This is a genomic window from Pseudomonas putida (assembly GCF_003228315.1).
Classification (GTDB): Bacteria; Pseudomonadota; Gammaproteobacteria; order Pseudomonadales; family Pseudomonadaceae; genus Aquipseudomonas; species Aquipseudomonas putida_S.
This window is the reverse complement of the sequence record NZ_CP029693.1, coordinates 2,641,030-2,665,977: the sequence shown is the minus strand read 5'-3', so window position 1 is coordinate 2,665,977 and position 24,948 is coordinate 2,641,030. Positions and strand designations below refer to the sequence as shown.

The window sequence follows — 24,948 nt, the reverse complement described above, 5'->3', positions numbered from 1 at the left end:
ACATTCAATATCCGTGTTGACTGAACCACCGCATTCGCGAGCAGGCTCGCTCCCACAAGGGAAATTGCTTCAGATCGCGTTATGGGTCTTGAGCCAGCCCAGGCCTGCTTCGGTGGTGGTCAGCGGCTTGTATTCGCAGCCGACCCAACCCTGATAACCGATGCGGTCCAGGTGTTCGAACAGGAAGCGGTAGTTGATTTCACCGGTGCCTGGTTCGTTGCGCCCCGGGTTGTCGGCCAACTGGATGTGGTTGATCTCGCCCAGGTGCGATTGCATGGTGCGGGCCAGGTCGCCCTCCATGATTTGCATGTGATAGATGTCGTATTGCAGGAACAGATTGGCGCTGCCGACCTGCTCGCGAATCGACAGGGCTTGCGCCGTGTTGTTCAGGTAGAAGCCTGGGATGTCGCGGGTGTTGATCGCTTCCATCACCAGTTTGATGCCCGCCGCCTGCAGCTTGTCGGCCGCGTACTTGAGGTTGGCGACGAAGGTTTTTTCCACGGTGGCATCGTCGACGTTCTGAGGACGAATGCCGGCCAGGCAGTTGACCTGGGTGTTGCCCAGCACTTGTGCGTAGGCGATGGCCAGATCGACACCGGCGCGGAACTCTTCAACGCGGTCCGGCAGGCAAGCGATACCGCGCTCGCCCTTTGCCCAGTCACCGGCCGGCAGGTTGAACAGCACTTGGGTCAGACCGTTGGCATCGAGCTTGGCCTTGATCTCGGCAGAGCTGAAGTCGTATGGGAACAGGTATTCGACACCACTGAAGCCGGCCTTGGCGGCCGCTTCGAAACGGGCGAGGAAGTCCTGTTCGGTGAACAGCATGGACAGGTTGGCGGCGAAACGCGGCATGGTGGTCTCCTGAAAATTTGTGTAGGTCTCCTGTAGGAGTGAGCCTGCTCGCGATGGCGTCATGTCAGTCAACAATGATGTTGAATGTGCCGGCCTCATCGCGAGCAGGCTCGCTCCTACAGGGACAGCGATTAATCGAGCAACGAAATCGCAGTCGGTGCGTCGTTGCCGACCAGCGCCAGGTCTTCGAATTCGTTGACGGCGTTGATCTCGGTGCCCATGGAAATGTTGGTCACGCGCTCCAGAATAACCTCGACGATCACCGGAACCTTGAACTCTTCGATCATCTGTTCGGCCTTGCGCAGGGCAGGGGCGATTTCAGACGGTTCGAACACACGCAGCGCCTTGCAGCCCAGGCCCTCGGCCACCGCGACGTGATCGACGCCATAACCGTTGAGTTCCGGCGCGTTCAAGTTGTCGAAGGACAGCTGCACGCAGTAGTCCATCTCGAAACCGCGCTGCGCCTGACGGATCAGGCCCAGGTAGGAGTTGTTCACCACGACATGGATGTACGGCAGTTTGAACTGCGCGCCCACTGCCAGTTCTTCGATCATGAACTGGAAGTCGTAGTCGCCCGACAGCGCGACAACCTTGCGGCTCGGATCAGCCTTGACCACGCCCAGCGCTGCCGGAATGGTCCAGCCCAGTGGGCCCGCCTGACCGCAGTTGATCCAGTGGCGTGGCTTGTAGACGTGCAGGAACTGCGCGCCGGCAATCTGCGACAGACCGATGGTGCTGACGTAGCAGGTGTCCTTGCCGAACACCTGGTTCATCTCTTCGTAAACGCGCTGCGGCTTGACCGGCACGTTGTCGAAGTGAGTCTTGCGCTGCAGGCTGGATTTGCGCTGCTGGCAGTCTTGTAGCCAGGCACTGCGGTTTTTCAGCTTGCCGGCGGCTTGCCATTCACGAGCGACTTCCAGGAACACGGTCAGCGCGGAGGCGGCGTCGGAAACGATGCCCAGGTCCGGGGTGAACACGCGGCCGATCTGGGTCGGCTCGATGTCCACGTGAATGAACTTGCGGCCTTCGGTGTAGACGTCGACCGAACCGGTGTGACGGTTGGCCCAACGGTTACCGATGCCCAGGACCACGTCGGATTTGAGCATGGTGGCGTTGCCGTAGCGGTGCGACGTCTGCAAGCCAACCATGCCGACCATCTGCGGGTGATCGTCAGGAATGGTGCCCCAGCCCATCAGGGTCGGGATGACCGGGAAACCGGTCAGCTCGGCGAACTCCACCAGCAGCTCGCTGGCGTCGGCATTGATGATGCCGCCACCGGCCACCAGCAATGGACGTTCGGCCTGATCGAGCATTGCCAGGGCCTTTTCCACCTGAACGCGGGTCGCGCTCGGCTTGGCCAGTGGCAGCGGCTGGTAAGCGTCGATATCGAATTCGATTTCCGCCATTTGCACGTCGAACGGCAGGTCGATCAGCACCGGGCCCGGACGGCCGGAGCGCATTTCATAGAAGGCTTTCTGGAACGCGTAAGGCACCTGGCCCGGTTCCAGAACAGTGGTCGCCCACTTAGTCACTGGCTTGACGATGCTGGTGATGTCGACAGCCTGGAAGTCTTCCTTGTGCATACGGGCGCGGGGTGCCTGGCCGGTAATGCAGAGGATTGGAATCGAGTCGGCCGAGGCGCTGTAGAGCCCGGTGACCATGTCGGTGCCGGCAGGGCCGGAAGTGCCGATGCACACGCCGATGTTGCCGGCCTTGGTGCGGGTGTAGCCCTCGGCCATGTGCGACGCGCCTTCAACGTGGCGAGCGAGGACGTGATCGATGCCGCCGACTTTTTGCAAGGCAGAGTACAGCGGGTTGATGGCGGCACCGGGGATGCCAAAAGCGGTATCGACCCCTTCACGGCGCATCACCAGAACGGCGGCTTCGATTGCTCTCATTTTGCTCATGGTTTTGTGCCTCTTTACGTTTTGTAATTGTATACAAGTGGCTTTGCGCTGAGTGTATTCACGGTGGACGGCGCAGGTCAATCCATTTTCTCAAGCGACCGTTTCATTCGTCGGAAGCCCTATTCACTGTGGCTTTTCGTCGCATGTGGCGCTTTTCGAGAATTATTGTATACAAAAAAATAATTCATTGTGTTCTATTTGTTGCATGTGGCTGCGACACAAAGAAGCAGCCCGACGGCTTTCCGAAAAACAAAATGAGGACGGCACCATGAGCGCTTTAACCTTGAAAGTCGCAGTCAAACTGGTCGATGAGGCCATCAACGCAGGGCGGGCCATTTCGGCCGCACCCCTGACCATCGCGGTACTGGATGCCGGCGGGCATCTGGTCACCCTGCAACGCGAAGACGGCGCCAGCCTGCTGCGCCCGCAAGTGGCCATCGGTAAGGCGTGGGGCGCCATCGCCTTGGGCAAGGGTTCGCGCCTGTTGGCGCTGGACGCCCAGCAACGACCAGCGTTCATCGCTGCCTTGAATAGCATGGGGCAGGGCAGCGTCGTGCCGGCACCGGGCGGTGTGCTGATTCGTGATCAGGCGGGGATTGTGCTGGGGGCGGTGGGGATCAGCGGGGATCTGTCGGATGTGGATGAGCAGTGTGCGATCAATGCGATCGAGGCGTTGGGGTTGAGGGCGGATGCTGGGGTTGTGGCTTGATTCTCGCTGCCTGATCCACCGCTGTCGCGAGCAGGCTCACTCCTACAGGATCCGTGGTCTGACACAAAATGTCTGATCACTCCAAACCCCTGTAGGAGTGAGCCTGCTCGCGATAGCCATCTACCAGACACATCCGGCCAGAAGTTTGTCCCGTCCCCTTGATTCCACAGAACTAGCCTTCTCATGACTTGATCTGAGAGGCAAAGGAATGCTGGATTTACCTGCTGCACACCGATTGCGAATCGGGCGCCATACCGAAGCCAATCGAATTTATCTGTTAACCAGCAATACCCATCACAGGACACCGTTTTTCAAGGATTTCGCCTTGGGGAGACTGGTCGTCAATGAATTTCGAAATGCGCAGAACTCTGGCTTGGCGACCTCATTGGCCTGGGTGGTCATGCCGGATCATTTTCATTGGTTGATAGAGCTGCAGCAGGGATCTTTGAGTGACCTGATGCAAAGGACCAAGTCGATGAGTACCAAAGCAGTGAGGCAATCCACTGGTCGAAATACCAGTCTCTGGCAACGAGGCTTTCATGACCGGGCACTGCGGCGGGAGGAGGATCTGGTAAAGCTGGCTCGATATGTTGTAGCCAACCCACTGAGGGCTGGATTGGTGGAGAAGCTTGGTGACTATCCGCTGTGGGATGCCATTTGGGTTTGAGCCGGAACCGTGTTGCCCCGATCGCGAGCAGGCTCGCTCCTACAATGGAAAGCGATCATATGTAGGAGCGAGCCTGCTCGCGAAGGGGACGCCGCGGACGATCAGTCCGGCTCACACCCCTTGAGCACCAACCGAGTAATGGTCTGCGCCGCCGCTTCATAATCCGCCTCATCCAGCTTCTCTTTGCCGGTGATGGCCGTGATCTGCCAGTCGAAGTCGGCGTAGGTCTGGGTCGCGGCCCAGATGCTGAACATCAGGTGGTTGGGGTCGATGGGGGCGATCTGGCCGCGGTCGATCCAGGTCTGGATGCAGTCGATGTTGTGCTTGGCCTGGCTGTTGAGCTGTTCGACCAGGTCGGTGCTCAGGTGCGGTGCGCCGTGCATGATTTCGCTGGCGAATACCTTGGAAGCAAACGGCAGGTCGCGGGAGATGCGGATTTTCGAGCGGATGTAGCCGCTCAGCACTTCACTGGGCACACCGTCCGGATTGAACGGCGTCGAGGCCTGCAGAATCGGCTCGATGATGCTCTCCAGGACCTCGCGGTAGAGGTTTTCCTTGGATTTGAAGTAGTAGTAGACGTTGGGCTTGGGCAATCCCGCCTTGGCTGCGATGTCGCTGGTTTTGGTCGCAGCGAAGCCCTTGTCGGCAAATTCTTCACTGGCGGCACGCAGGATCAGTTGTTTGTTGCGCTCGCGGATTGTGCTCATAAACCAGGTGGTTCCTTGCCTGTTCTGGCGGTGGCGCATGGTAGCACCGGCCTTTGGCGGCGCTCAAGAATGCTCCGTGCCGTGCGCGGCCGCGCTATGCTGCACGGCATTCATTAAAGAAGGAAACCCGATTCATGGCAGGAAGCAGTTTGCTGGTGCTGATCGACGACATCGCGGCGGTGCTGGACGACGTCGCGTTGATGACCAAGATGGCCGCCAAGAAGACCGCCGGCGTATTGGGTGATGATCTGGCGCTCAATGCCCAGCAGGTCAGCGGCGTGCGGGCCGAGCGGGAAATCCCCGTGGTCTGGGCGGTGGCCAAGGGTTCGTTCATCAACAAACTGATCCTGGTGCCGTCGGCCTTGGCCATCAGCGCGTTCGTTCCCTGGCTGGTCACGCCCTTGCTGATGCTCGGTGGCGCCTACTTGTGTTTCGAAGGGGTCGAGAAGCTGGCCCACAAATTCCTGCACAGCGAGGCTGAAGATCAGGCCGGGCATACCGAATTGGTCGAGGCTGTGGCTGACTCGGCAGTGGATCTGGTGGCGTTCGAGAAGGACAAGATCAAGGGCGCGATCCGTACCGATTTCATTCTCTCGGCGGAAATCATCGCGATCACGCTGGGTGTCGTGGCTGAATCGGCGCTGGCCCAGCAAGTCGTCGTGCTGTCGGGCATCGCCATTGTCATGACCATTGGTGTCTATGGCCTGGTGGCGGGCATCGTCAAACTGGACGACCTGGGTTTGTGGCTGACGCAAAAGCCGGGGCAGATGGCCAAGAGCATCGGCAGCGGGATACTGCGTGCGGCGCCGTACATGATGAAAAGCTTGTCGGTGATTGGCACGGCGGCGATGTTCCTGGTGGGTGGCGGGATCCTCACCCACGGTGTGCCAGTGGTGCATCACTGGATCGAGAGTGTCAGCGCAGGGGCGGGCGGGGCAGGGTTTATCGTGCCGACGTTGCTCAATGCAGTGGCGGGGATTGTGGCGGGGGCGGTGGTATTGGCGGGGGTGATGGTTGTTGGCAGGATCTGGAAGGCGCTGAAGGGCTAACTGCCCACACATACAAACTGTAGGAACGAGCCTGCTCGCGATGGCGGCGTATCAGTCGACCTTGAAGGTGACTGGCACGGCCCTATCGCGAGCAGGCTCGCTCCTACAGTGTTTTGTGATTGCTGTAACTATTCGGCGATCTGCAACTTGCGCGACTCGGTGTACACGTACCGCACCTTCTCGTACTCGAACGGCGAGTTCAGCTGGCCGTAGCGGAAGCTGGTCTGATAGCGCTTGTCGATGCCGCGCAGCACCCACACTTCCGGATGGTTGGAGCTGACTTCGGCGACGTTCAGGAAGTTGATCGCGTTCTCGGCGCTGAAATCCACCACAAGGCCGCCGGTATCACGCAGGTTCGACGGGCCGAGGATCGGCAACACGAAGTAGGCGCCGCCCGGTACGCCATAGAAACCCAGGGTCTGGCCAAAGTCTTCGTTCTGGCGCGGCAGACCCATGGCGGTGGCCGGGTCCCACAAACCGGCGATGCCGATGGTGGTGTTGAGCAGCAGGCGTCCGGTGATTTCCATCGAACGCTGGCCCTTGAACTGCAACAGGCTGTTCAGCAGGTTAGGCACATCACCCAGGTTGTTGAAGAAGTTACTGACGCCGGTGCGCAGGAAGCTTGGTGTGACGTAGCGATAGCCGTTGACCACCGGCAGGAACACCCATTGGTCGAAACGGTAGTTGAAGTGGTAAACGCGGCGGTTCCACTGCTCCAGCGGGTCGTAGACGTTCAGCGCACTGAGGGTCGAGCGCTCGAATTCGCGCTGATCCAGCCCGGGGTTGAATTTCAGCTTGCTCAAGGGCTCCTTGAAACCATCGCTGTCGACGACCACGGGGGCGTTGGCCTTGCTGTTGTCGGCATTGGCAGCGGTTGCGCAGAGTAAGGCGGCGATAAGCAGGAGGTATTTAGCCACGGAAGAACTCCAGCATGGCGTCGCTGTTGACGCGGTAGTTGAGGTTGCCGCAGTGACCGCCCAACGGGTAGACGGTCAGGCGATCGCCAAAGGTCTTGCGCAGGAAACCCAGGTCACCGGGGCCGAGGATCACGTCGTCGGCGTTGTGCATGACCGCGATTTTCGGGCTTTTGTGCAGGTAATCCTCAAGGGCATACAGGCTCACCTGATCGATCAGTTGCAGCAGGCTGCCGCCGTCGGTACGGGCGCGCCACATGGGGATGACCTGCTCGGTGATGTAGCAGTCGAAGTCACACTGCAGCGCGCGCTTGAGGTACGGCGTGAGGCTGGTGCCTTCGGTGATCGGGGTTTTCGGTGGTGTGATCAGTCCGCGACGGTTGATCAGGTCCGAAGTAAAGGCGATGTCGGCCGCCGAGAAGCGGAACGAGGTGCCGATCAACATGGCCATCTGCTCGTTGGTCAGGTGTTGCTTGGACTGCTGGAAGTCGTAGAGCAGCGCATCGTTGAGATCGATGTAGCCCTTCTGCTGGAAGTAGCGGGTCAGCTTGTTCAGCACCAGTTCATAGAAGGTGGTGCTGTTGGTGATGCCCTTGACCTCGGTCTGCACCAGCTTGTCGAGATTGGTGATCGAGGTGTAGAGGTTGACCGGGGGGTTGAGCAGCAGGACTTTCTTGAAGTTGAAACTGCGGCGGGTTTCGTCCAGGTGCGCGACGAATGCCGCATCCAGGGCGCCGAGGCTATAACCCGTCAGGTAGTACTCGGTGACCGGCAGTTTCGGGTTTTGCGCCCGCACGGCCTGCATGACCCGATACATGTCTTCGGCGTCATCCTTGGTGATACCCGGCGTGGCAAAGCGCGATGCAGCGCTCATGAAGTCGAAGCTGGTGGGCGAGGACAGTTGCACCACATGGTAGCCAGCCTTGTAGTAAAGCTTTTTCAGGTATTCGTTCAGGCTGCTGTCATAGCGCGCACCGGTGCCGGCGATCAGGAAGATCAGTGGGGCGGGCTTGTCCTGGGTAGCGATGCGATAGGTGAGCTTTTTCACGGCCCAGAAGTTGTCCGGCAGCTCGAACTGACGCTCCGGGCGTAACGTGAGGGTGTGATCGGATTGATCGATGTCGTCGTCCAGCGGCAGGTCCGGACGCAAATCCGGTGGCGTCGTGGCGATGGTCGCTTCAAACGGGTTGGTCAGGGGGTAGCCATAACCGGCGGCGTCGACATCAGCCGCCAGTGCGGACGCACTCAGGAAAAGGCCACCCAGCAGGGCGGCGAAGCGCAAGGAACGGAGCATGACTAAATCCCTTAGAAAAGGTGCCGAATGAAGTTCGCAGGCTATGACCACTGGATTTGCGCCAAAGTGCCATGCATCGGCACCAAACAGGCTTAATTCGGAGTAATAGTAGCTGGACGATACACTTTGCAGAGAATGAATGACCAGTTAACTGTTGTTAGTGCTTGCTTACGGCTGGCCGGCGATTAAGCTGGCCGCCGATTTTTCCGATTGGAGCGTTACATGTCCCGCCGCCTGCCCGTTGTTCTTCTGCTCGTTTTGCTGCCGTTATGGCTGGCCGCCAGTTATGGCGCGCGTTATGGCTTCATGGAAGATGCGCAGTGGGTGGGCATCTGCGTCGATGAGGCGAGCCGTTGGGAATGCCAGGTGCGTTCGAACCTGGGGTTGATGATTCACTTCGCGGTACTGGGGTGGGCCGCGTTGGCCGCTGCGGTGATCGGCTTCGTGGTGCCGGGGAGGGCAGGGTGGTGGCTGGCGTTGCTTGCGCTGGTGCTCGGGTTTCCGGCGTTGGCGTTGTACAACACGACGCTGGCGGTGTTTGCGGTGGTGATTGCGGGGTTGCGGTTGGTCCGGGCCTCCCGTAGCGCCTGATAGATGGCTATCGCGAGCAGGCTCGCTCCTACAGGGATTTCGTAAACACTGAGATCAACTGTAGGAGCGAGCCTGCTCGCGATTATCCTTGGCTCAATGAAGGCTTAAGTCTTGCGAACCCGCAAGCAGCGCCACAACGCCGCCACCATCAACACACTCACCAGTGCCCAACCCCAGGCTTGCTGGTTCTCCAATCCTTCACGAAACAGCTGCGGCGCAATGCCGGCACCGATGATGAAGGTCAGCAGGGCGATTTCCCGGCGCGGCACGTTCACCGGGCGGCACAGGTAGACCAGCGCCGGCACGATGAACGCGACACTCGGAAAGCTGCGATAGCGTGGGTCGAACACCAGTTCCAGCATCATGATCGCCGCCGCAAACCCAACCACAGCCACCAGCAAGCCTGAGCGACGCTCAAGCGCATTGAATGCCCTTCCGCGCCAACCGGTGCGGGGACTCAACGTCAACGCCGCGTGGGCCAGTACCAGCAGATTCAACGCCGTCAGCAGCGCGACCCACAGCCACTCACTGGTAAACCTGGTGGTGACTCGCGCCAGATCGCCCCATGCCCCAGCGAGCAGGCTGCCAGGGCACCCAGCAGCGGCAATACCAAGGCCGCGCGGGTGTCTCGCACACGACCGCCAAGCAGCAGCGTGCCGAGGAAAATCAAGCCACCGACCATCAGCCACTGGGACCAGTACGGCACGTTGGTGACCGGACCGGCCAGCACGCCTTTGTCCTGTCGGTCTGCGTCGAACAGCCCCCAGTAACCGCCTACCGCACCTTCACTGGCGCGTTTCCACGGTTGGTCGAAGGCCTCGATGAGGTTGTAGCGCCAACCTTCCTGCTCGGCCATGGCGACAAAACCGCGAATGAATTTGGCTTCGTTGACCCGGCTCGGCAAGGCGGTTTCACGCTGGCGGCCTTCGCTCGGCCAGCCGGTTTCGCCGATCATCACGTCCTTGGGGGCGAATTTGTTGCCGAACACCTGGCGTACCTGCGCCACATGTTGCAGGGCGGCATCGATGTTCGATGGATCATCTTCCCAGTACGGCAACAGGTGGATGGTCAGGAAATCCACGGCGGGGGCGATTTCCGGATGCTTGAGCCAGAACTCCCAGACATCGGCATAGGTGACAGGCTGCTTGACCTGGCTTTTGACCTTGTTGATCAGCCTGGCCAATTGCGCCCCGGTCACTTCCTTGCGCAGCAGGGTTTCGTTGCCGACGATGACCGCAGTTACTACGTCCGGATTGGCATTGGCCGAAGCGATCAGCAGGTCGACCTCCTTTTCCGTGTCCACCGGGTTGCTGTTGACCCAGGCACCGATCATCAATTTCAACCCATGTTTGCGCGCCAGATCGGGCAGGGCGTCGAGGCCGGTCATGGAATAGGTACGGATGCACTGGAAGCTTTTAGCGAGCAGCGCGAGGTCGGCGTCCATGCGCTCCGGACGCAAGTTGAACGGTACATCGAACGGCGACTGGTCCTTGTCGAAAGGCGTGTAGGAGGCGCATTGCAGCTTGTGCGTCGGGGTGGCGGCATCCGGCAGAATCACCGGTTTGCCAAGGCCATACCAGAAGCCGCAAAGGGCAAAAAGCCCCAGCAGGCAAGCAAACAGATAGGGGAGAAAAGGAAAGCGGGAAGTCACGGGCATGATCAGGCCGTCTGGGGAACAAAGCGGCGCATGTTACCTGCATTTACCGCGTGCTTGGGCCCTCGCATGATTTTGACATGCAAAGTTCGGGCGTATTGCCCGGTGCATTTATATGACGCTGGGTTAATGGCGTTCTGATGTCGTTTCTCGATGCCTTGAGGTCGCTGGCAGATCAGGTCGCAATGACGGTCGGGTTGATGATCGAAGGCGTCAGTGCCCCCGTTGATAAATCGCGCTGATGATCGAAAGAGTTGGCGGTGGGCGTGATGGGGGCGCTGTGCACCATAACAATACGTTGACGCGGCTCGGCACCCGTCGGGCGCAGCACTTTCGGGGAAGTAACGATGAAGATGCGACGACTTTTAGGCGCAGGTGCCGCTCTGGCGCTTGCGATCGGCTCCACATTCGCCCAGGCCAAGGAAGTGACCATCGGTTACGTTGATGGCTGGTCCGACAGTGTCGCGACCACCCATGTGGCCGCCGAAGTGATCAAGCAGAAACTCAATTACGACGTGAAGCTGCAAGCCGTTGCGACCGGGATCATGTGGCAGGGCGTGGCCACTGGCAAACTCGACGCCATGCTGTCCGCCTGGCTGCCGGTGACCCACGGTGATTACTGGGCCAAGAACAAGGACCAGGTCGTCGACTACGGCCCGAACTTCAAGGACGCGAAGATCGGCCTGATCGTGCCGGAATACGTCAAGGCCAAGTCCATCGAAGATCTGAAAACCGACGACAGCTTCAAGAAGCGCATTGTCGGCATCGACGCCGGTTCCGGTGTGATGATCAAGACCGATCAGGCGATCAAGGACTATGACCTGACCGGCTATCAGAACAAGGCCAGTTCCGGCGCCGGCATGATTGCCGAGCTGACCCGTGCCGAGAAGAAAAACGAATCCATTGCCGTGACCGGTTGGGTGCCGCACTGGATGTTCGCCAAGTGGAAACTGCGCTTCCTCGAAGACCCGAAAGGCGTGTACGGCGCGGCTGAAACCGTGAACAGCATCGGCAGCAAGGAGTTGGCGACCAAGGCGCCGGAAGTGGCCAAGTTCCTGAAGAACTTCCAGTGGGCGTCGAAGGATGAGATCGGTGAAGTCATGCTGGCGATCCAGGAAGGCGCCAAGCCTGAAGCCGCCGCGAAAGACTGGGTAGCCAAGCACCCTGAGCGCGTGGCTGACTGGACCAAGTAACAGACACCTCGCTGGACCCTGTAGGAGCGAGCCTGCTCGCGATAGCAGTCTGTCAGTTGACTGAGAAGTTGCCTGACATGACGCCATCGCGAGCAGGCTCGCTCCTACAGTTGTTTGTGGTGTGCTCGGAATTGGCAAATACGTCATGGCGTTCTAAGACTAAGGTCGTCTGGAACCCGGCTCGCAGCCGCATAGAGTGGATACCGTTCCAACAATAATCTGTGCTGCGAGGATAAAAACAATGAACGACAGCATTTACCTCTCGATTCAAAACAGCCCGCGATTCAAGGAGCTGGTCAGCAAGAGGGAGCGATTCGCCTGGATTCTTTCGGCGATCATGCTAGGGCTTTACTCCGGATTCATCCTTCTGATTGCTTACGGGCCGCAGGTCTTGGGGGCGAAAATCGGCCCTGAATCCTCGATCACCTGGGGCATCCCGATCGGTGTCGGGCTGATTGTCTCGGCCTTCATCCTCACCGGCATCTACGTGCGACGCGCCAACGGCGAATTCGACGACCTGAACACTGCGATTCTCAAGGAGGCTCAGCAATGATCCGGCGTCTAATGGCTCTTTTGAGCATCGCAGCCTTTGCACCTGGCGCCTGGGCCGCTGATGCCCTGACCGGCGCGGTGCAGAAACAACCTCTGAACGTCGCGGCGATCCTGATGTTCGTCGCCTTCGTCGGCGCGACCCTGTGCATCACCTACTGGGCGTCCAAGCGCAACAAGTCGGCAGCGGACTACTATGCGGCGGGCGGCAAGATCACCGGTTTCCAGAACGGTCTGGCAATCGCCGGTGACTACATGTCCGCGGCGTCCTTCCTGGGGATTTCCGCGCTGGTGTTCACCTCCGGCTACGACGGCCTGATCTATTCGATCGGCTTCCTGGTGGGCTGGCCGATCATTCTGTTCCTGATCGCCGAGCGCCTGCGTAACCTGGGCAAATACACCTTTGCTGACGTGGCGTCCTATCGCCTGGGGCAAACCCAGATCCGTTCGCTGTCCGCCTGCGGCTCGCTGGTGGTGGTGGCGTTCTACCTGATCGCGCAAATGGTCGGTGCCGGCAAGCTGATCCAGTTGCTGTTCGGTCTGGACTATCACGTTGCGGTGATCCTGGTCGGGATCCTGATGTGCCTTTACGTGTTGTTCGGCGGCATGCTGGCAACCACCTGGGTGCAGATCATCAAGGCTGTCCTGTTGCTGTCCGGTGCTTCCTTCATGGCGCTGATGGTGATGAAGCACGTCAACTTCGACTTCAATATGCTGTTCTCCGAGGCGATCAAGGTTCACCCTAAAGGTGAGGCGATCATGAGCCCTGGCGGTCTGGTGAAAGACCCGATCTCCGCGTTCTCCCTTGGTCTGGCACTGATGTTCGGTACTGCTGGCCTTCCGCACATTCTGATGCGCTTCTTCACCGTGAATGACGCAAAGGAAGCCCGCAAGAGCGTGCTGTATGCAACCGGCTTCATCGGCTACTTCTATATCCTGACCTTCATCATCGGTTTCGGCGCGATTCTGCTGGTCAGCACCAACCCGGCGTTCAAGGATGCCGCTGGCGCATTGGTCGGTGGTAACAACATGGCGGCGGTGCACCTGGCCAACGCGGTGGGTGGCAGCATCTTCCTGGGCTTCATTTCCGCGGTAGCGTTCGCGACCATTCTGGCAGTGGTTGCCGGTCTGACCTTGGCCGGTGCCTCGGCGGTGTCCCACGACCTGTACGCCAGCGTCGTTAAGAAGGGCAAGGCCAACGAGAAGGATGAGATCCGCGTCTCGAAAATCACCACCATCGCATTGGCGGTGCTGGCAATTGCCCTGGGCATTCTGTTTGAAAGCCAGAACATCGCGTTCATGGTGGGCCTGGCATTCTCCATCGCGGCAAGCTGCAACTTCCCGGTCCTGCTGCTTTCCATGTACTGGAAGAAGCTGACCACCCGTGGTGCGATGATTGGTGGCTGGATGGGCCTGGTCAGTGCGGTAGGGTTGATGATCCTCGGCCCGACCATCTGGGTGCAGATCCTGCATCACGAGAAGGCTATCTTCCCGTATGAGTACCCGGCGCTGTTCTCGATGATCATTGCCTTCATCGGTATCTGGTTCTTCTCGATCACCGACAAGTCGACTGCGGCTGACAATGAGCGGGCGCTGTTCTTCCCGCAATTCGTTCGTTCGCAGACCGGTCTGGGGGCGAGTGGGGCGGTTTCGCACTAAGGCTTGATGCTTTTATATAAATAGCAGCGTTCAAAAAGATGCCCCGGTCGAGAGATCGGGGCATTTTTTATTGGGCGGTTATCGGACGGAAACTGTAGGGGCGAGCGTTGCTCGCGAGAAACATCCAGACAACACGGACGTTCAGGCGACACGCGTCATCGTTGACGTCCATCGCGAGCAGGGCTCGCTCCTACAGGAAAGCGGAACCGCCAGTGACCTATACCCAAAGCCATCGCACAAACAAAAACGGCCTCTATTTATATAGAGGCCGTTCTCGGTGCAACTTAAGACGTTTTCGCAAGACAGGTCTTACTTGCGGTCTTCCAGCTTGGTGATGTCACGCGACTCGTAGCCGGTGTACAGCTGGCGCGGGCGGCCGATCTTGTACGGGCTGGAGAGCATTTCCTTCCAGTGGGAAATCCAGCCGACGGTCCGCGCCAGGGCGAAGATCACGGTGAACATGCTGGTTGGAATGCCGATCGCCTTGAGGATGATCCCCGAGTAGAAGTCGACGTTCGGGTACAGCGAGCGCTCGATGAAGTACGGGTCGGTCAGGGCGATCTCTTCCAGGCGCATGGCCAGTTCGAGTTGCGGATCGTTCTGGATGCCCAGTTCCTTCAGCACTTCGTCGCAGGTCTGCTTCATGACGGTAGCGCGTGGGTCGCGGTTTTTGTAAACACGGTGACCGAAGCCCATCAGTTTGAACGGATCGTTCTTGTCCTTGGCCTTGGCGATGAACTTGTCGATGTTCGAAACATCGCCGATTTCATCGAGCATGGTCAGAACGGCTTCGTTGGCGCCGCCGTGGGCAGGGCCCCACAGTGCAGCGATGCCGGCGGCGATACAGGCGAACGGGTTGGCACCCGAGGAGCCTGCCAGGCGCACGGTGGAAGTCGATGCGTTCTGCTCGTGGTCGGCGTGGAGGATGAAGATCCGGTCCATGGCCTTGGCGAGTACCGGGCTGATCGGTTTGATCTCGCACGGGGTGTTGAACATCATGTGCAGGAAGTTTTCCGCGTACGACAGGTCGTTGCGCGGGTACATCATGGGTTGGCCCATGGAGTACTTGTAAACCATCGCTGCCAGGGTCGGCATCTTGGCAACCAGGCGGATCGCGGAGATTTCGCGATGCTGCGGGTTATTGATGTCCAGGGAGTCGTGGTAGAAGGCCGAAAGGGCGCCGACTACACCGCACATCACGGCCATTGGGTGAGCGTCGCGGCGGAAGCCGTTGAAGAAGGTCTTCAGTTGCTCGTGAACCATGGTGTGGTTCTTGACGGTGCTGACGAACTGGGCTTTCTGTTCTGCGGTCGGCAGTTCGCCGTTGAGCAGCAGGTAGCAGGTTTCCAGGTAGTCCGACTTTTCAGCCAGCTGCTCGATCGGGTAGCCGCGATGCAGCAGGATGCCGTTGTCGCCATCAATATAGGTAATCTTCGACTCGCAGGAGGCGGTCGACATGAAACCAGGGTCAAAGGTGAAGCGGCCCGTGGCCGTCAGGCTCCGAACATCGATAACATCGGGACCAACGGTGCCGGTTAAAATGGGCAGCTCGACGGGGGCTGCGCCCTCGATGATCAACTGCGCTTTTTTGTCAGCCATGTGGCCTCCTATTCATGCTTGAAATCATCAGACAGACCCCCCACGCAGGGCCCGCACCACTATAGTGAGATAAATTCGAATGTCAATTTGCCTAAAGTCTTGCTCCAGAAGGCTTTAACCGCACTTTTTTCTCGAAATTGCCTGCCATTTACGCCTTTTATGCGAGTTGTGCAATGAGCCGTTTTGGGTAGGTATGTCCGTTGTCATTAGTAGCCTAACTGTCTATACTCGGCCACCGACCGCCAAGGGCTTTTGGGCTTGCTTTATTGGGGGTCGCCTCCCTGGGTGGTGGTTACCTGACCAGTGCACTCCCCAACAACTTTGCCCTGATTGTTAGGGGCTCTTCAGTGTGAAAAAAAAGCCGTGAAAAGCCAACGACCTGTAAACCTAGACCTAAGGACCATCAAACTCCCAGTCACTGCTTACACGTCCATTCTTCACCGTATCTCCGGTGTCATCCTCTTTGTCTGCCTTGCCATCATGCTTTATGCATTGGACAAGTCGCTGAGCTCCGAGGAAGGCTTCGGTCAGGTGAAAGCGTGTCTGACCAGTCCGCTAGCCAAGCTAGTGATTTGGGGCATCCTGTCCGCTCTGCTGTATCACCTGGTAGCCGGCGTGCGCCATTTGATCATGGACATGGGCATCGGCGAGACGCTGGAAGGCGGCAAGCTGGGCTCGAAAATCGTTATCGCCGTTTCCGTGGTGGTAATCGTTCTGGCAGGAGTTTGGATATGGTAACTAACGTCACGAACCTGTCGCGTTCGGGCCTCTATGACTGGATGGCGCAACGCGTTTCTGCGGTCGTTCTCGCGGCTTACTTCATTTTCCTGATCGGATACATCGTCGCCCACCCGGGCCTCGAGTACGCCCAATGGCATGAACTGTTCGCCAACAACTGGATGCGTATCTTCAGCCTTCTGGCCCTCGTTGCCCTCGGCGCTCACGCCTGGGTCGGCATGTGGACCATCGCGACCGACTACCTGACGCCAATGGCGTTCGGCAAGTCCGCGACCGCTGTACGTTTCCTCTTCCAGGCAGTATGCGGCGTTGCGATGTTCGCTTACTTCGTCTGGGGTGTGCAGATTCTCTGGGGTATCTGAGTCATGGCTAACATTCCAACGATTTCTTTCGACGCCATCATCATTGGTGGTGGCGGCGCCGGCATGCGCGCAGCGCTGCAGCTGGCACAGGGCGGTCACAAAACTGCCGTGATCACCAAGGTGTTCCCGACCCGTTCGCACACCGTTTCGGCACAGGGCGGCATCACTTGCGCCATCGCCTCGGCGGATCCGAACGATGACTGGCGCTGGCACATGTACGATACCGTCAAGGGTTCCGACTACATCGGTGACCAGGACGCTATCGAATATATGTGTCAGGAAGGCCCGGCCGCAGTTTTCGAACTGGACCACATGGGTCTGCCGTTCTCCCGTACCGAAACCGGCCGTATCTACCAGCGTCCGTTCGGCGGTCAGTCCAAGGACTACGGTAAAGGCGGCCAGGCTGCCCGTACCTGCGCGGCATCCGACCGTACCGGTCACGCACTGCTGCACACCCTTTATCAGGGCAACCTGAAAGCCGGTACCACGTTCCTGAACGAGTACTACGCTGTCGACCTGGTGAAGAACCAGGAAGGCGAGTTCGTCGGTGTGATCGCGATCTGCATCGAAACCGGCGAAACCACCTACATCCGTTCGAAAGCCACCGTACTGGCGACCGGCGGTGCAGGTCGTATCTACGCTTCGACCACCAACGCCCTGATCAACACCGGTGACGGCGTTGGCATGGCGCTGCGTGCCGGTGTACCGGTACAAGACATTGAAATGTGGCAGTTCCACCCGACCGGCATCGCCGGCGCCGGTGTACTGGTGACCGAAGGTTGCCGTGGTGAAGGTGGTTACCTGATCAACAAGCACGGCGAGCGTTTCATGGAGCGTTATGCTCCGAACGCGAAAGACCTTGCCGGTCGTGACGTGGTTGCCCGTTCGATGGTTAAAGAGATCATCGCCGGCAACGGTTGCGGTCCGAATGGCGACCACGTAATGCTCAAACTCGACCATCTGGGCGAGGAAGTGCTGCACAGCCGTCTGCCAGGCATCTGCGAACTGTCGAAGACTTTCGCTCACGTTGACCCGGTTGTTGCTCCGGTTCCGGTTGTTCCGACCTGCCACTACATGATGGGCGGCGTTGCCACCAACATTCATGGCCAGGCGATCACCCAGGACGCCGAAGGCGTGGACAAGATCATTCCTGGTCTGTTCGCTGTGGGCGAAGTGGCTTGCGTATCGGTTCACGGTGCCAACCGACTGGGCGGCAACTCGCTGCTCGACCTGGTGGTATTCGGCCGTGCTGCCGGCCTGCACCTCGAAAAAGCACTGACCGACGGCATCGAATACGATGACGCCACCGAAGCCGATATCGAAGCGGCCCTGTCGCGCCTGAACGCACTGAACAACCGTACCGACGGCGAAGACGTCGCTACCCTGCGCCGCGAGCTGCAAAGCTGCATGCAGAACTACTTCGGTGTATTCCGTACCGGCGAATACATGCAGAAGGGTATTGCCCAGTTGGCCGATCTGCGCAAGCGCATCGCCAACGTCAAGATCAACGACAAGTCGCAGGCGTTCAACACTGCGCGTATCGAAGCTCTTGAGCTGCAAAACCTGCTGGAAGTGGCTGAAGCTACCGCCATCGCTGCCGAAGTACGTAAAGAGTCCCGCGGTGCTCACGCCCGTGAAGACTTCGAAGACCGTGACGACGAAAACTGGCTGTGCCACACCCTGTACTTCCCGGGTGAGAAACGCGTTGCCAAGCGTGCCGTGAACTTCTCGCCGAAGACTGTTCCGACTTTCGAACCTAAAGTCCGGACTTATTAAGGGTGACCGCCATGTTGCAAGTCAGTGTTTATCGTTACAACCCTGATCAGGACGCTGCGCCGTTCATGCAGGATTTCCAGGTCGATACCGGTGGTAAGGACCTGATGGTGCTGGACGTGCTGGCGCTGATCAAAGAGCAGGACGAGGGTTTCTCCTATCGTCGTTCCTGCCGTGAAGGCGTTTGCGGCTCCGACGGCATGAACATCAACGGCAAGAACGGCCTGGCGTGCATCACGCCGCTGTCTGCTGTTGTAAAAGGTAACAAGTTGATCGTTCGTCCACTGCCAGGTTTGCCGGTTATCCGTGACCTGGTCGTCGATATGAGCATCTTCTACAAGCAATACGAGAAGGTTAAGCCATTCCTGCAGAACGACACGCCGGCTCCGGCCATCGAGCGTCTGCAGTCCCCTGAAGAGCGTGAAAAGCTCGACGGTCTGTACGAGTGCATTCTGTGCGCCTGCTGCTCGACCTCTTGCCCATCCTTCTGGTGGAACCCGGACAAGTTCCTGGGTCCAGCTGCCCTGCTGCAAGCGTACCGCTTCCTGGCAGACAGCCGCGACACCAAGACTACCGAGCGTCTGGCTTCGCTGGATGACCCGTTCAGCGTATTCCGCTGCCGCGGGATCATGAACTGCGTCAACGTATGTCCGAAAGGCCTGAACCCGACTAAGGCCATCGGTCACATCCGTAACATGCTGCTATCGAGTGGCGTGTGATTCAGCTGCTGTAACCCAGCTGTTGTAAATGTTGTACCGCTGTACCCGTAGATGCTACGGCGCAGGCTTCAACCGGCGCCGTAGTTTTAACCTGAGCAGCAGCCCAAAAGGCTACCGCTCTTATTTTGAAGAAATGAGACAAGCAGGGGCATCCGGGCTGGTACCCGGACTATCAGCGTGATCCTAAGTGGCTTGTTTTGGTCGCTGCATTCGGACTTCTGCAAGTTTGCTCGGTGTCGTCGCCGGTGGTGTTCCCCTAACCGAGGGTGACCAAGCATGCAAGAAAGCGTGATGCAGCGCATGTGGAACAGCGCCTACCTTTCCGGTAGTAACGCTGCCTATGTGGAAGAGCTTTATGAGCTCTACCTGCACGACCCTAACGCTGTGCCAGAAGAGTGGCGCACCTACTTTCAGAAGTTGCCAGCTGACGGCAACTCTGCCACCGATGTTTCGCACTCCACAATTCGCGATCATTTCGTGTTGCTGGCAAAGAACCAGCGCCGCGCCCAGCCGGTTTCCGCCGGAAGCGTGAGCACTGAGCACGAGAAGAAGCAAGTTGAAGTGCTGCGATTAATCCAGGCCTACCGTATGCGTGGCCACCAGGCAGCCCAGCTTGACCCGCTGGGGCTGTGGCAGCGTACTGCACCTGCAGACCTGTCGATCAATCATTACGGCTTGACCAATGCCGATCTTGATACGACCTTCCGTGCCGGCGACCTGTTCATCGGCAAAGAGGAAGCGAGCCTACGCGAAATTCACGAAGCGTTGCAGCAGACATATTGCCGCACCATCGGCGCTGAATTTACGCACATCACCGAATCCGAGCAGCGCCAGTGGTTCCAGCAGCGTCTGGAAAGCGTACGTGGCCGTCCGACCTATTCGGCGGACATCAAGGGCCACCTGCTTGAGCGCGTGACTGCAGCGGAAGGCCTGGAAAAATACCTGGGTACCAAATACCCGGGCACCAAGCGTTTCGGTCTGGAAGGCGGCGAAAGCCTGATTCCGATGCTCGACGAGCTGATCCAGCGTTCCGGCTCCTACGGCACCAAGGAAATCGTCATCGGCATGGCCCACCGTGGCCGTCTGAACGTGCTGGTCAACACCTTCGGCAAGAACCCGCGCGAGCTGTTCGACGAGTTCGAAGGCAAGAAGAAGGTCGAGCTGGGTTCCGGTGACGTTAAATATCACCAGGGCTTCTCGTCCAACGTCATGACCACCGGCGGTGAAGTTCACCTGGCCATGGCCTTCAACCCGTCCCACCTGGAAATCGTATCGCCAGTGGTCGAGGGTTCGGTCCGTGCCCGTCAGGATCGTCGCAACGATTCCACCGGTGAGAAGGTTCTGCCGATCTCCATCCACGGTGACGCGGCATTCGCCGGTCAAGGCGTGGTGATGGAAACCTTCCAGATGTCGCAAACCCGCGGTTTCAAGACCGGCGGTACCGTGCACATCGTGGTCAACAACCAGGTCGGTTTCACCATCAGCAACCCGCTGGACTCGCGTTCCACCGAGTACGCCACCGACGTCGCGAAAATGATCCAGGCGCCGATCCTCCATGTAAATGGTGATGATCCGGAAGCCGTATTGTTCGTGACTCAGCTGGCCATCGATTACCGCATGCAGTTCAAGCGTGACGTGGTGATCGACCTGGTCTGCTACCGTCGTCGTGGCCACAACGAGGCCGACGAGCCAAGCGGTACCCAGCCTCTGATGTATCAGCAGATCACCAAACAGCGCACCACCCGTGAGCTGTATGCCGATCGTCTGACCCAGAGCGGTGTGCTGGACGCAGAGCGTGTACAGGCGAAAGTCGACGAGTACCGCAATGCGCTGGACAACGGTCTGCACGTAGTGAAGAGCCTGGTCAAGGAACCGAACAAAGAGCTGTTCGTGGACTGGCGTCCGTATCTGGGCCACGCCTGGACTGCGCGTCACGACACTCGCTTCGACCTCAAGACCTTGCAGGAACTGTCCGCCAAGCTGCTGGAAGTTCCGGAAGGCTTCGTGGTTCAGCGCCAGGTTGCCAAGATCTACGAAGACCGTCAGAAGATGCAAGCCGGCGGCCTGCCGATCAACTGGGGTTACGCTGAAACCATGGCGTACGCGACCCTGGCGTTCGAAGGTCACCCGATCCGCATGACCGGCCAGGACATTGGTCGCGGTACGTTCTCGCACCGTCATGCCGTATTGCACAACCAGAAGGACGCGGGCACCTACATCCCGTTGCAGAACCTGTACGACGGTCAGCCGCGTTTCGACCTGTACGACTCGTTCCTGTCGGAAGAAGCCGTTCTGGCATTCGAATACGGTTACTCGACCACCACGCCAAACGCGCTGGTGATCTGGGAAGCCCAGTTCGGTGACTTCGCCAACGGTGCACAGGTCGTAATCGACCAGTTCATCACCAGTGGCGAGCACAAGTGGGGCCGTCTGTGTGGTCTGACCATGCTGCTGCCACACGGTTACGAAGGTCAGGGCCCTGAGCACTCCTCGGCTCGCCTTGAGCGTTACCTGCAGCTGTGCGCCGAGCACAACATTCAGGTGTGCATGCCGACGACCCCGGCTCAGATCTACCACTTGCTGCGCCGTCAGGTGATTCGCCCGCTGCGCAAGCCATTGGTCGTGCTGACTCCGAAGTCGCTGTTGCGTCACAAACTGGCTATCTCGACGCTGGAAGATCTGGCCGAAGGTTCGTTCCAGACCGTTATCCCGGAAATCGATGCCCTGGACCCGAAAAAGGTCGAGCGCATTGTTCTGTGTAGCGGCAAGGTCTACTACGACCTGCTGGAAAAACGCCGTGCCGAAGGCCGCGAAGATATCGCCATCGTGCGTATCGAGCAGCTGTACCCATTCCCTGAGGACGACTTGAAAGAAGTCCTGGCTCCTTATACCAACGTCAAGCATGCCGTCTGGTGCCAGGAAGAGCCGATGAACCAGGGTGCGTGGTACTGCAGCCAACACCACTTGCGTCGTAGCGTCGCGAACCTCAACAAGTCTCTCGTACTCGAGTACGCGGGCCGTGAGGCTTCCGCCGCACCTGCATGTGGTTACGCATCGATGCACGCCGAGCAGCAGGAACAACTGCTGCAAGCCGCCTTTACTGTTTAACGCCTTCGCGCACCTGAAACCGAATTTAAGGAACCACAGACAATGGCTATCGAGATCAAAGCCCCCACTTTCCCGGAATCGGTTGCCGACGGCACCGTTGCCACCTGGCACAAAAAGCCGGGCGAAGCCGTCAAGCGTGACGATCTGATCGTCGACATCGAAACCGACAAGGTCGTACTGGAAGTGTTGGCGACTGCCGACGGCGTTCTGGGCGCTATCGTCAAGAACGAAGGCGACACCGTTCTGTCCGACGAAGTGCTGGGCTCGATCGTTGAAGGTGGCGCTGCCGCCGCAGCGCCTGCTGCTGCACCAGCTGCCGCTCAGGCTGCTGCTCCTGCTGCCGATGGCGAAGACGATCCTGTTGCTGCTCCGGCTGCTCGCAAGCTGGCTGAAGAAAACGGCATCAACATCGCTTCCGTTGCCGGTACCGGCAAAGGCGGTCGTGTGACCAAGGAAGACGTGGTTGCAGCCGTTGCCGCCAAGAAAGCCGCTCCGGCTGCCGCGCCTGCCAAGGCTGCTGCACCTGCCGCTGCCGCTCCGGTATTCGCTGCCGGTGATCGCGTTGAGAAGCGCGTTCCAATGACCCGCCTGCGTGCCAAGGTTGCCGAGCGTCTGGTTGAAGCTCAATCGAACATGGCGATGCTGACCACTTTCAACGAAGTCGACATGACCGAAGTCATGGCCCTGCGTTCGAAGTACAAGGATCTGTTCGAGAAGTCCCACAATGGCGTGCGCCTGGGCTTCATGTCGTTCTTCGTGAAAGCGGCCACCGAAGCGCTGAAGCGTTTCCCGGCTGTCAACGCGTCGATCGACGGTGCCGACATCGTTTACCACGGCTACGCCGACATCGGTGTTGCCGTGTCCAGCGACCGCGGTCTGGTTGTACCGGTTCTGCGTAACGCCGAACTGATGAGCCTGGCTGAAATCGAAGGCGGCATCGCGACTTTCGGCAAGAAAGCCCGTGACGGCAAACTGTCGATGGAAGAAATGACCGGCGGCACCTTCACCATCACCAACGGTGGTACTTTCGGTTCGATGATGTCGACCCCGATCGTCAACCCGCCGCAGGCCGCTATTCTGGGCATGCACAACATCATCCAGCGTCCTATGGCAATCAACGGCCAGGTCGTTATCCGTCCGATGATGTACCTGGCACTGTCCTACGATCACCGTCTGATCGATGGCAAAGAAGCTGTAACCTTCCTGGTGACCATCAAGAACCTGCTGGAAGATCCGGCTCGTCTGTTGCTGGATATCTGATAGAAGCAGCCGCGAGCTGCAGGCTTCAAACTGCAAGAAACGGCAGTTTGGCTTGCAGCGCGCGGCTTGAAGCTTTTCGCTAAAGAGGATTTTTTGAATGTCGCAGAAATTTGACGTTGTAGTGATCGGCGCGGGCCCTGGCGGTTACGTAGCTGCCATCAAGGCCGCACAGCTGGGTCTTTCCACCGCCTGCATCGAGAAGTACACCGATGGCGAAGGCAAGCTGGCCCTGGGCGGCACCTGCCTGAACGTGGGCTGCATTCCTTCCAAGGCGCTGCTGGACAGCTCCTGGAAATACAAGGAAGCCAAAGAGAGCTTCAACGTCCACGGTATCTCCACCGGCGAAGTCAAAATGGACGTCGCTGCGATGGTTGGCCGCAAGGCTGGCATCGTCAAGAACCTGACCGGCGGTGTTGCCACCCTGTTCAAGGCCAACGGCGTTACGTCGATCCAGGGCCACGGCAAGCTGCTGGCTGGCAAGAAAGTCGAAGTCACCAAGCCAGACGGTTCGGTTGAAGTGATCGAAGCCGAGAACGTAATCCTGGCTTCCGGTTCCCGTCCGATCGACATCCCGCCTGCTCCTGTTGACCAGAAAGTCATCGTCGACTCCACCGGTGCCCTGGAATTCCAGACCGTGCCTAAGCGTCTGGGCGTGATCGGCGCCGGCGTTATCGGCCTGGAACTGGGTTCGGTATGGTCGCGTCTGGGTGCAGAAGTGACTGTCCTGGAAGCCCTGGACACCTTCCTGATGGCAGCGGACACCGCTGTTTCCAAGGAAGCGCTGAAGACCCTGACCAAGCAGGGCCTGGACATCAAGCTGGGCGCTCGCGTGACCGGCTCCAAAGTGAACGGCGACGAAGTCGTTGTGAACTACACCGATGCCAACGGCGAACAGACCATCACTTTCGACAAGCTGATCGTAGCCGTTGGTCGCCGTCCGGTGACCACTGATCTGCTGGCTGCCGACAGTGGCGTGACCATCGACGAGCGTGGTTTCGTGTTCGTCGACGACCACTGCGCCACCAGCGTACCGGGCGTTTACGCCATTGGTGACGTGGTTCGCGGCATGATGCTGGCGCACAAGGCGTCGGAAGAAGGCATCATGGTTGTCGAGCGCATCAAGGGCCACAAGGCCCAGATGAACTATGACCTGATCCCTTCGGTTATTTATACTCACCCGGAAATCGCGTGGGTCGGTAAAACCGAACAGGCCTTGAAAGCTGAAGGCGTTGAAGTTAACGTCGGCACCTTCCCGTTCGCAGCATCCGGCCGTGCAATGGCCGCCAACGATACCGGTGGTTTCGTCAAGGTCATCGCCGATGCCAAGACTGACCGCGTATTGGGCGTTCACGTCATTGGCCCGAGCGCTGCAGAACTGGTTCAGCAAGGCGCGATCGCGATGGAATTCGGCACCAGCGCTGAAGACCTGGGCATGATGGTTTTCTCCCATCCGACCCTGTCCGAAGCCTTGCACGAAGCAGCTTTGGCTGTGAATGGCGGCGCCATCCACATCGCCAACCGCAAGAAGCGTTAAGACAATAAGAAACCACGGCGGTATCGGCCCGTCGTGAGCCTTGCCTGCAAGACTCACCGCGGAATGTCCGCTGGACGCAGCCTTGCGTAGCTGCACCGGGTATCCGGAAA

The 24,948-nt window shown here is 58.9% G+C and carries 20 protein-coding genes and 1 pseudogene; 14 read left to right on the top strand and 7 right to left on the bottom strand.

All coding sequences use genetic code 11. From position 1 onward, the window contains the following. Positions 1 to 69: 69 nt before the first annotated feature. Both hyi and gcl read right to left on the bottom strand, forming a co-directional pair. A complete protein-coding gene (gene hyi / locus DKY63_RS12230; RefSeq protein ID WP_110964326.1) occupies positions 70 to 852 on the bottom strand; it encodes a hydroxypyruvate isomerase in 783 nt (260 codons plus the stop codon). 131 nt (positions 853 to 983) lie between these two features. Continuing rightward, positions 984 to 2,759 (bottom strand): glyoxylate carboligase, encoded by a 1,776-nt coding sequence (gene gcl / locus DKY63_RS12225; protein WP_110964325.1) that lies wholly within the window; start codon positions 2,757 to 2,759, stop codon positions 984 to 986. A gap of 268 nt (positions 2,760 to 3,027) precedes the next feature. Between gcl and DKY63_RS12220 the strand changes: the two genes are divergently transcribed. Beyond that, a complete protein-coding gene (locus tag DKY63_RS12220; protein ID WP_110964324.1) occupies positions 3,028 to 3,468 on the top strand; it encodes a GlcG/HbpS family heme-binding protein in 441 nt (146 codons plus the stop codon). Positions 3,469 to 3,676: 208 nt separating this feature from the next. Then, positions 3,677 to 4,135: an REP-associated tyrosine transposase gene (locus DKY63_RS12215; RefSeq protein ID WP_110964323.1), complete on the top strand. Its 459-nt coding sequence runs from the start codon at positions 3,677 to 3,679 to the stop codon at positions 4,133 to 4,135. 101 nt (positions 4,136 to 4,236) lie between these two features. On the opposite strand, the gene DKY63_RS12210 is transcribed toward DKY63_RS12215, so the two are convergent. Continuing rightward, positions 4,237 to 4,842: a TetR/AcrR family transcriptional regulator gene (locus tag DKY63_RS12210; protein WP_110964322.1), complete on the bottom strand. Its 606-nt coding sequence runs from the start codon at positions 4,840 to 4,842 to the stop codon at positions 4,237 to 4,239. Between the two features lie 134 nt (positions 4,843 to 4,976). On the opposite strand from DKY63_RS12210, the gene DKY63_RS12205 reads away from it, so the two are divergent. Continuing rightward, positions 4,977 to 5,891, top strand: coding sequence for a DUF808 domain-containing protein (locus DKY63_RS12205; RefSeq protein WP_110964321.1), 915 nt, complete (start codon positions 4,977 to 4,979; stop codon positions 5,889 to 5,891). 128 nt (positions 5,892 to 6,019) lie between these two features. Here DKY63_RS12205 and DKY63_RS12200 read toward each other — a convergent pair whose 3' ends face one another. Next, on the bottom strand, positions 6,020 to 6,808 hold the full coding sequence (locus DKY63_RS12200) for an MlaA family lipoprotein (protein ID WP_110964320.1): 789 nt from the start codon (positions 6,806 to 6,808) through the stop codon (positions 6,020 to 6,022). Next, entirely contained in the window at positions 6,801 to 8,099 is a 1,299-nt protein-coding gene (locus DKY63_RS12195; RefSeq protein ID WP_110964319.1) for a serine/threonine protein kinase, read from the bottom strand. The genes DKY63_RS12200 and DKY63_RS12195 overlap by 8 nt, the downstream gene beginning before the upstream one ends. A 222-nt stretch (positions 8,100 to 8,321) precedes the next feature. On the opposite strand from DKY63_RS12195, the gene DKY63_RS12190 reads away from it, so the two are divergent. After that, positions 8,322 to 8,690 carry a hypothetical protein gene (locus DKY63_RS12190; protein ID WP_110964318.1) on the top strand — a complete coding sequence of 123 codons (369 nt, stop codon included), beginning with the start codon at positions 8,322 to 8,324 and terminating at the stop codon, positions 8,688 to 8,690. Positions 8,691 to 8,794: 104 nt separating this feature from the next. Here DKY63_RS12190 and DKY63_RS12185 read toward each other — a convergent pair. Next, positions 8,795 to 10,390 (bottom strand): annotated as a pseudogene (locus DKY63_RS12185) (beta (1-6) glucans synthase). A gap of 301 nt (positions 10,391 to 10,691) precedes the next feature. Between DKY63_RS12185 and DKY63_RS12175 the strand changes: the two are divergent. The 3 genes from DKY63_RS12175 to DKY63_RS12160 all read left to right on the top strand — a co-directional run bounded on the left by DKY63_RS12175 (position 10,692) and on the right by DKY63_RS12160 (position 13,745). Beyond that, on the top strand, positions 10,692 to 11,537 hold the full coding sequence (locus DKY63_RS12175) for a glycine betaine ABC transporter substrate-binding protein (RefSeq protein ID WP_110964317.1): 846 nt from the start codon (positions 10,692 to 10,694) through the stop codon (positions 11,535 to 11,537). A gap of 241 nt (positions 11,538 to 11,778) precedes the next feature. Further along, positions 11,779 to 12,090, top strand: coding sequence for a DUF485 domain-containing protein (locus DKY63_RS12165; RefSeq protein ID WP_110964316.1), 312 nt, complete (start codon positions 11,779 to 11,781; stop codon positions 12,088 to 12,090). After that, the gene (locus DKY63_RS12160) at positions 12,087 to 13,745 is read left to right on the top strand and encodes a cation acetate symporter (RefSeq protein ID WP_110964315.1); all 1,659 of its coding nucleotides are present in this window, start codon (positions 12,087 to 12,089) and stop codon (positions 13,743 to 13,745) included. Before DKY63_RS12165 ends, DKY63_RS12160 begins: the two co-directional genes overlap by 4 nt. 309 nt (positions 13,746 to 14,054) lie before the next feature. Here DKY63_RS12160 and gltA read toward each other — a convergent pair whose 3' ends face one another. Continuing rightward, positions 14,055 to 15,344: a citrate synthase gene (gene gltA / locus DKY63_RS12155; protein ID WP_110964314.1), complete on the bottom strand. Its 1,290-nt coding sequence runs from the start codon at positions 15,342 to 15,344 to the stop codon at positions 14,055 to 14,057. A 363-nt stretch (positions 15,345 to 15,707) separates the two neighbouring features. On the opposite strand from gltA, the gene sdhC reads away from it, so the two are divergent. From sdhC to lpdA, 7 genes are all read left to right on the top strand, one after another. Then, positions 15,708 to 16,082, top strand: a complete 375-nt coding sequence (gene sdhC, locus DKY63_RS12150; RefSeq protein WP_016773673.1) for a succinate dehydrogenase, cytochrome b556 subunit — start codon at positions 15,708 to 15,710, stop codon at positions 16,080 to 16,082. Beyond that, a complete protein-coding gene (gene sdhD, locus DKY63_RS12145; protein ID WP_110964313.1) occupies positions 16,076 to 16,444 on the top strand; it encodes a succinate dehydrogenase, hydrophobic membrane anchor protein in 369 nt (122 codons plus the stop codon). The genes sdhC and sdhD overlap by 7 nt, the downstream gene beginning before the upstream one ends. Positions 16,445 to 16,447: 3 nt before the next feature. Beyond that, positions 16,448 to 18,220: a succinate dehydrogenase flavoprotein subunit gene (gene sdhA, locus DKY63_RS12140; protein ID WP_110964312.1), complete on the top strand. Its 1,773-nt coding sequence runs from the start codon at positions 16,448 to 16,450 to the stop codon at positions 18,218 to 18,220. A gap of 11 nt (positions 18,221 to 18,231) precedes the next feature. Further along, entirely contained in the window at positions 18,232 to 18,936 is a 705-nt protein-coding gene (locus DKY63_RS12135; protein ID WP_110967914.1) for a succinate dehydrogenase iron-sulfur subunit, read from the top strand. Between the two features lie 276 nt (positions 18,937 to 19,212). Next, the gene (locus DKY63_RS12130) at positions 19,213 to 22,044 is read left to right on the top strand and encodes a 2-oxoglutarate dehydrogenase E1 component (protein WP_110964311.1); all 2,832 of its coding nucleotides are present in this window, start codon (positions 19,213 to 19,215) and stop codon (positions 22,042 to 22,044) included. Positions 22,045 to 22,086: 42 nt separating this feature from the next. Continuing rightward, positions 22,087 to 23,304: a 2-oxoglutarate dehydrogenase complex dihydrolipoyllysine-residue succinyltransferase gene (gene odhB / locus DKY63_RS12125; protein WP_110964310.1), complete on the top strand. Its 1,218-nt coding sequence runs from the start codon at positions 22,087 to 22,089 to the stop codon at positions 23,302 to 23,304. Positions 23,305 to 23,401: 97 nt separating this feature from the next. Continuing rightward, positions 23,402 to 24,838, top strand: a complete 1,437-nt coding sequence (lpdA, locus tag DKY63_RS12120) for a dihydrolipoyl dehydrogenase (protein WP_110964309.1) — start codon at positions 23,402 to 23,404, stop codon at positions 24,836 to 24,838. Positions 24,839 to 24,948 lie beyond the last annotated feature (110 nt).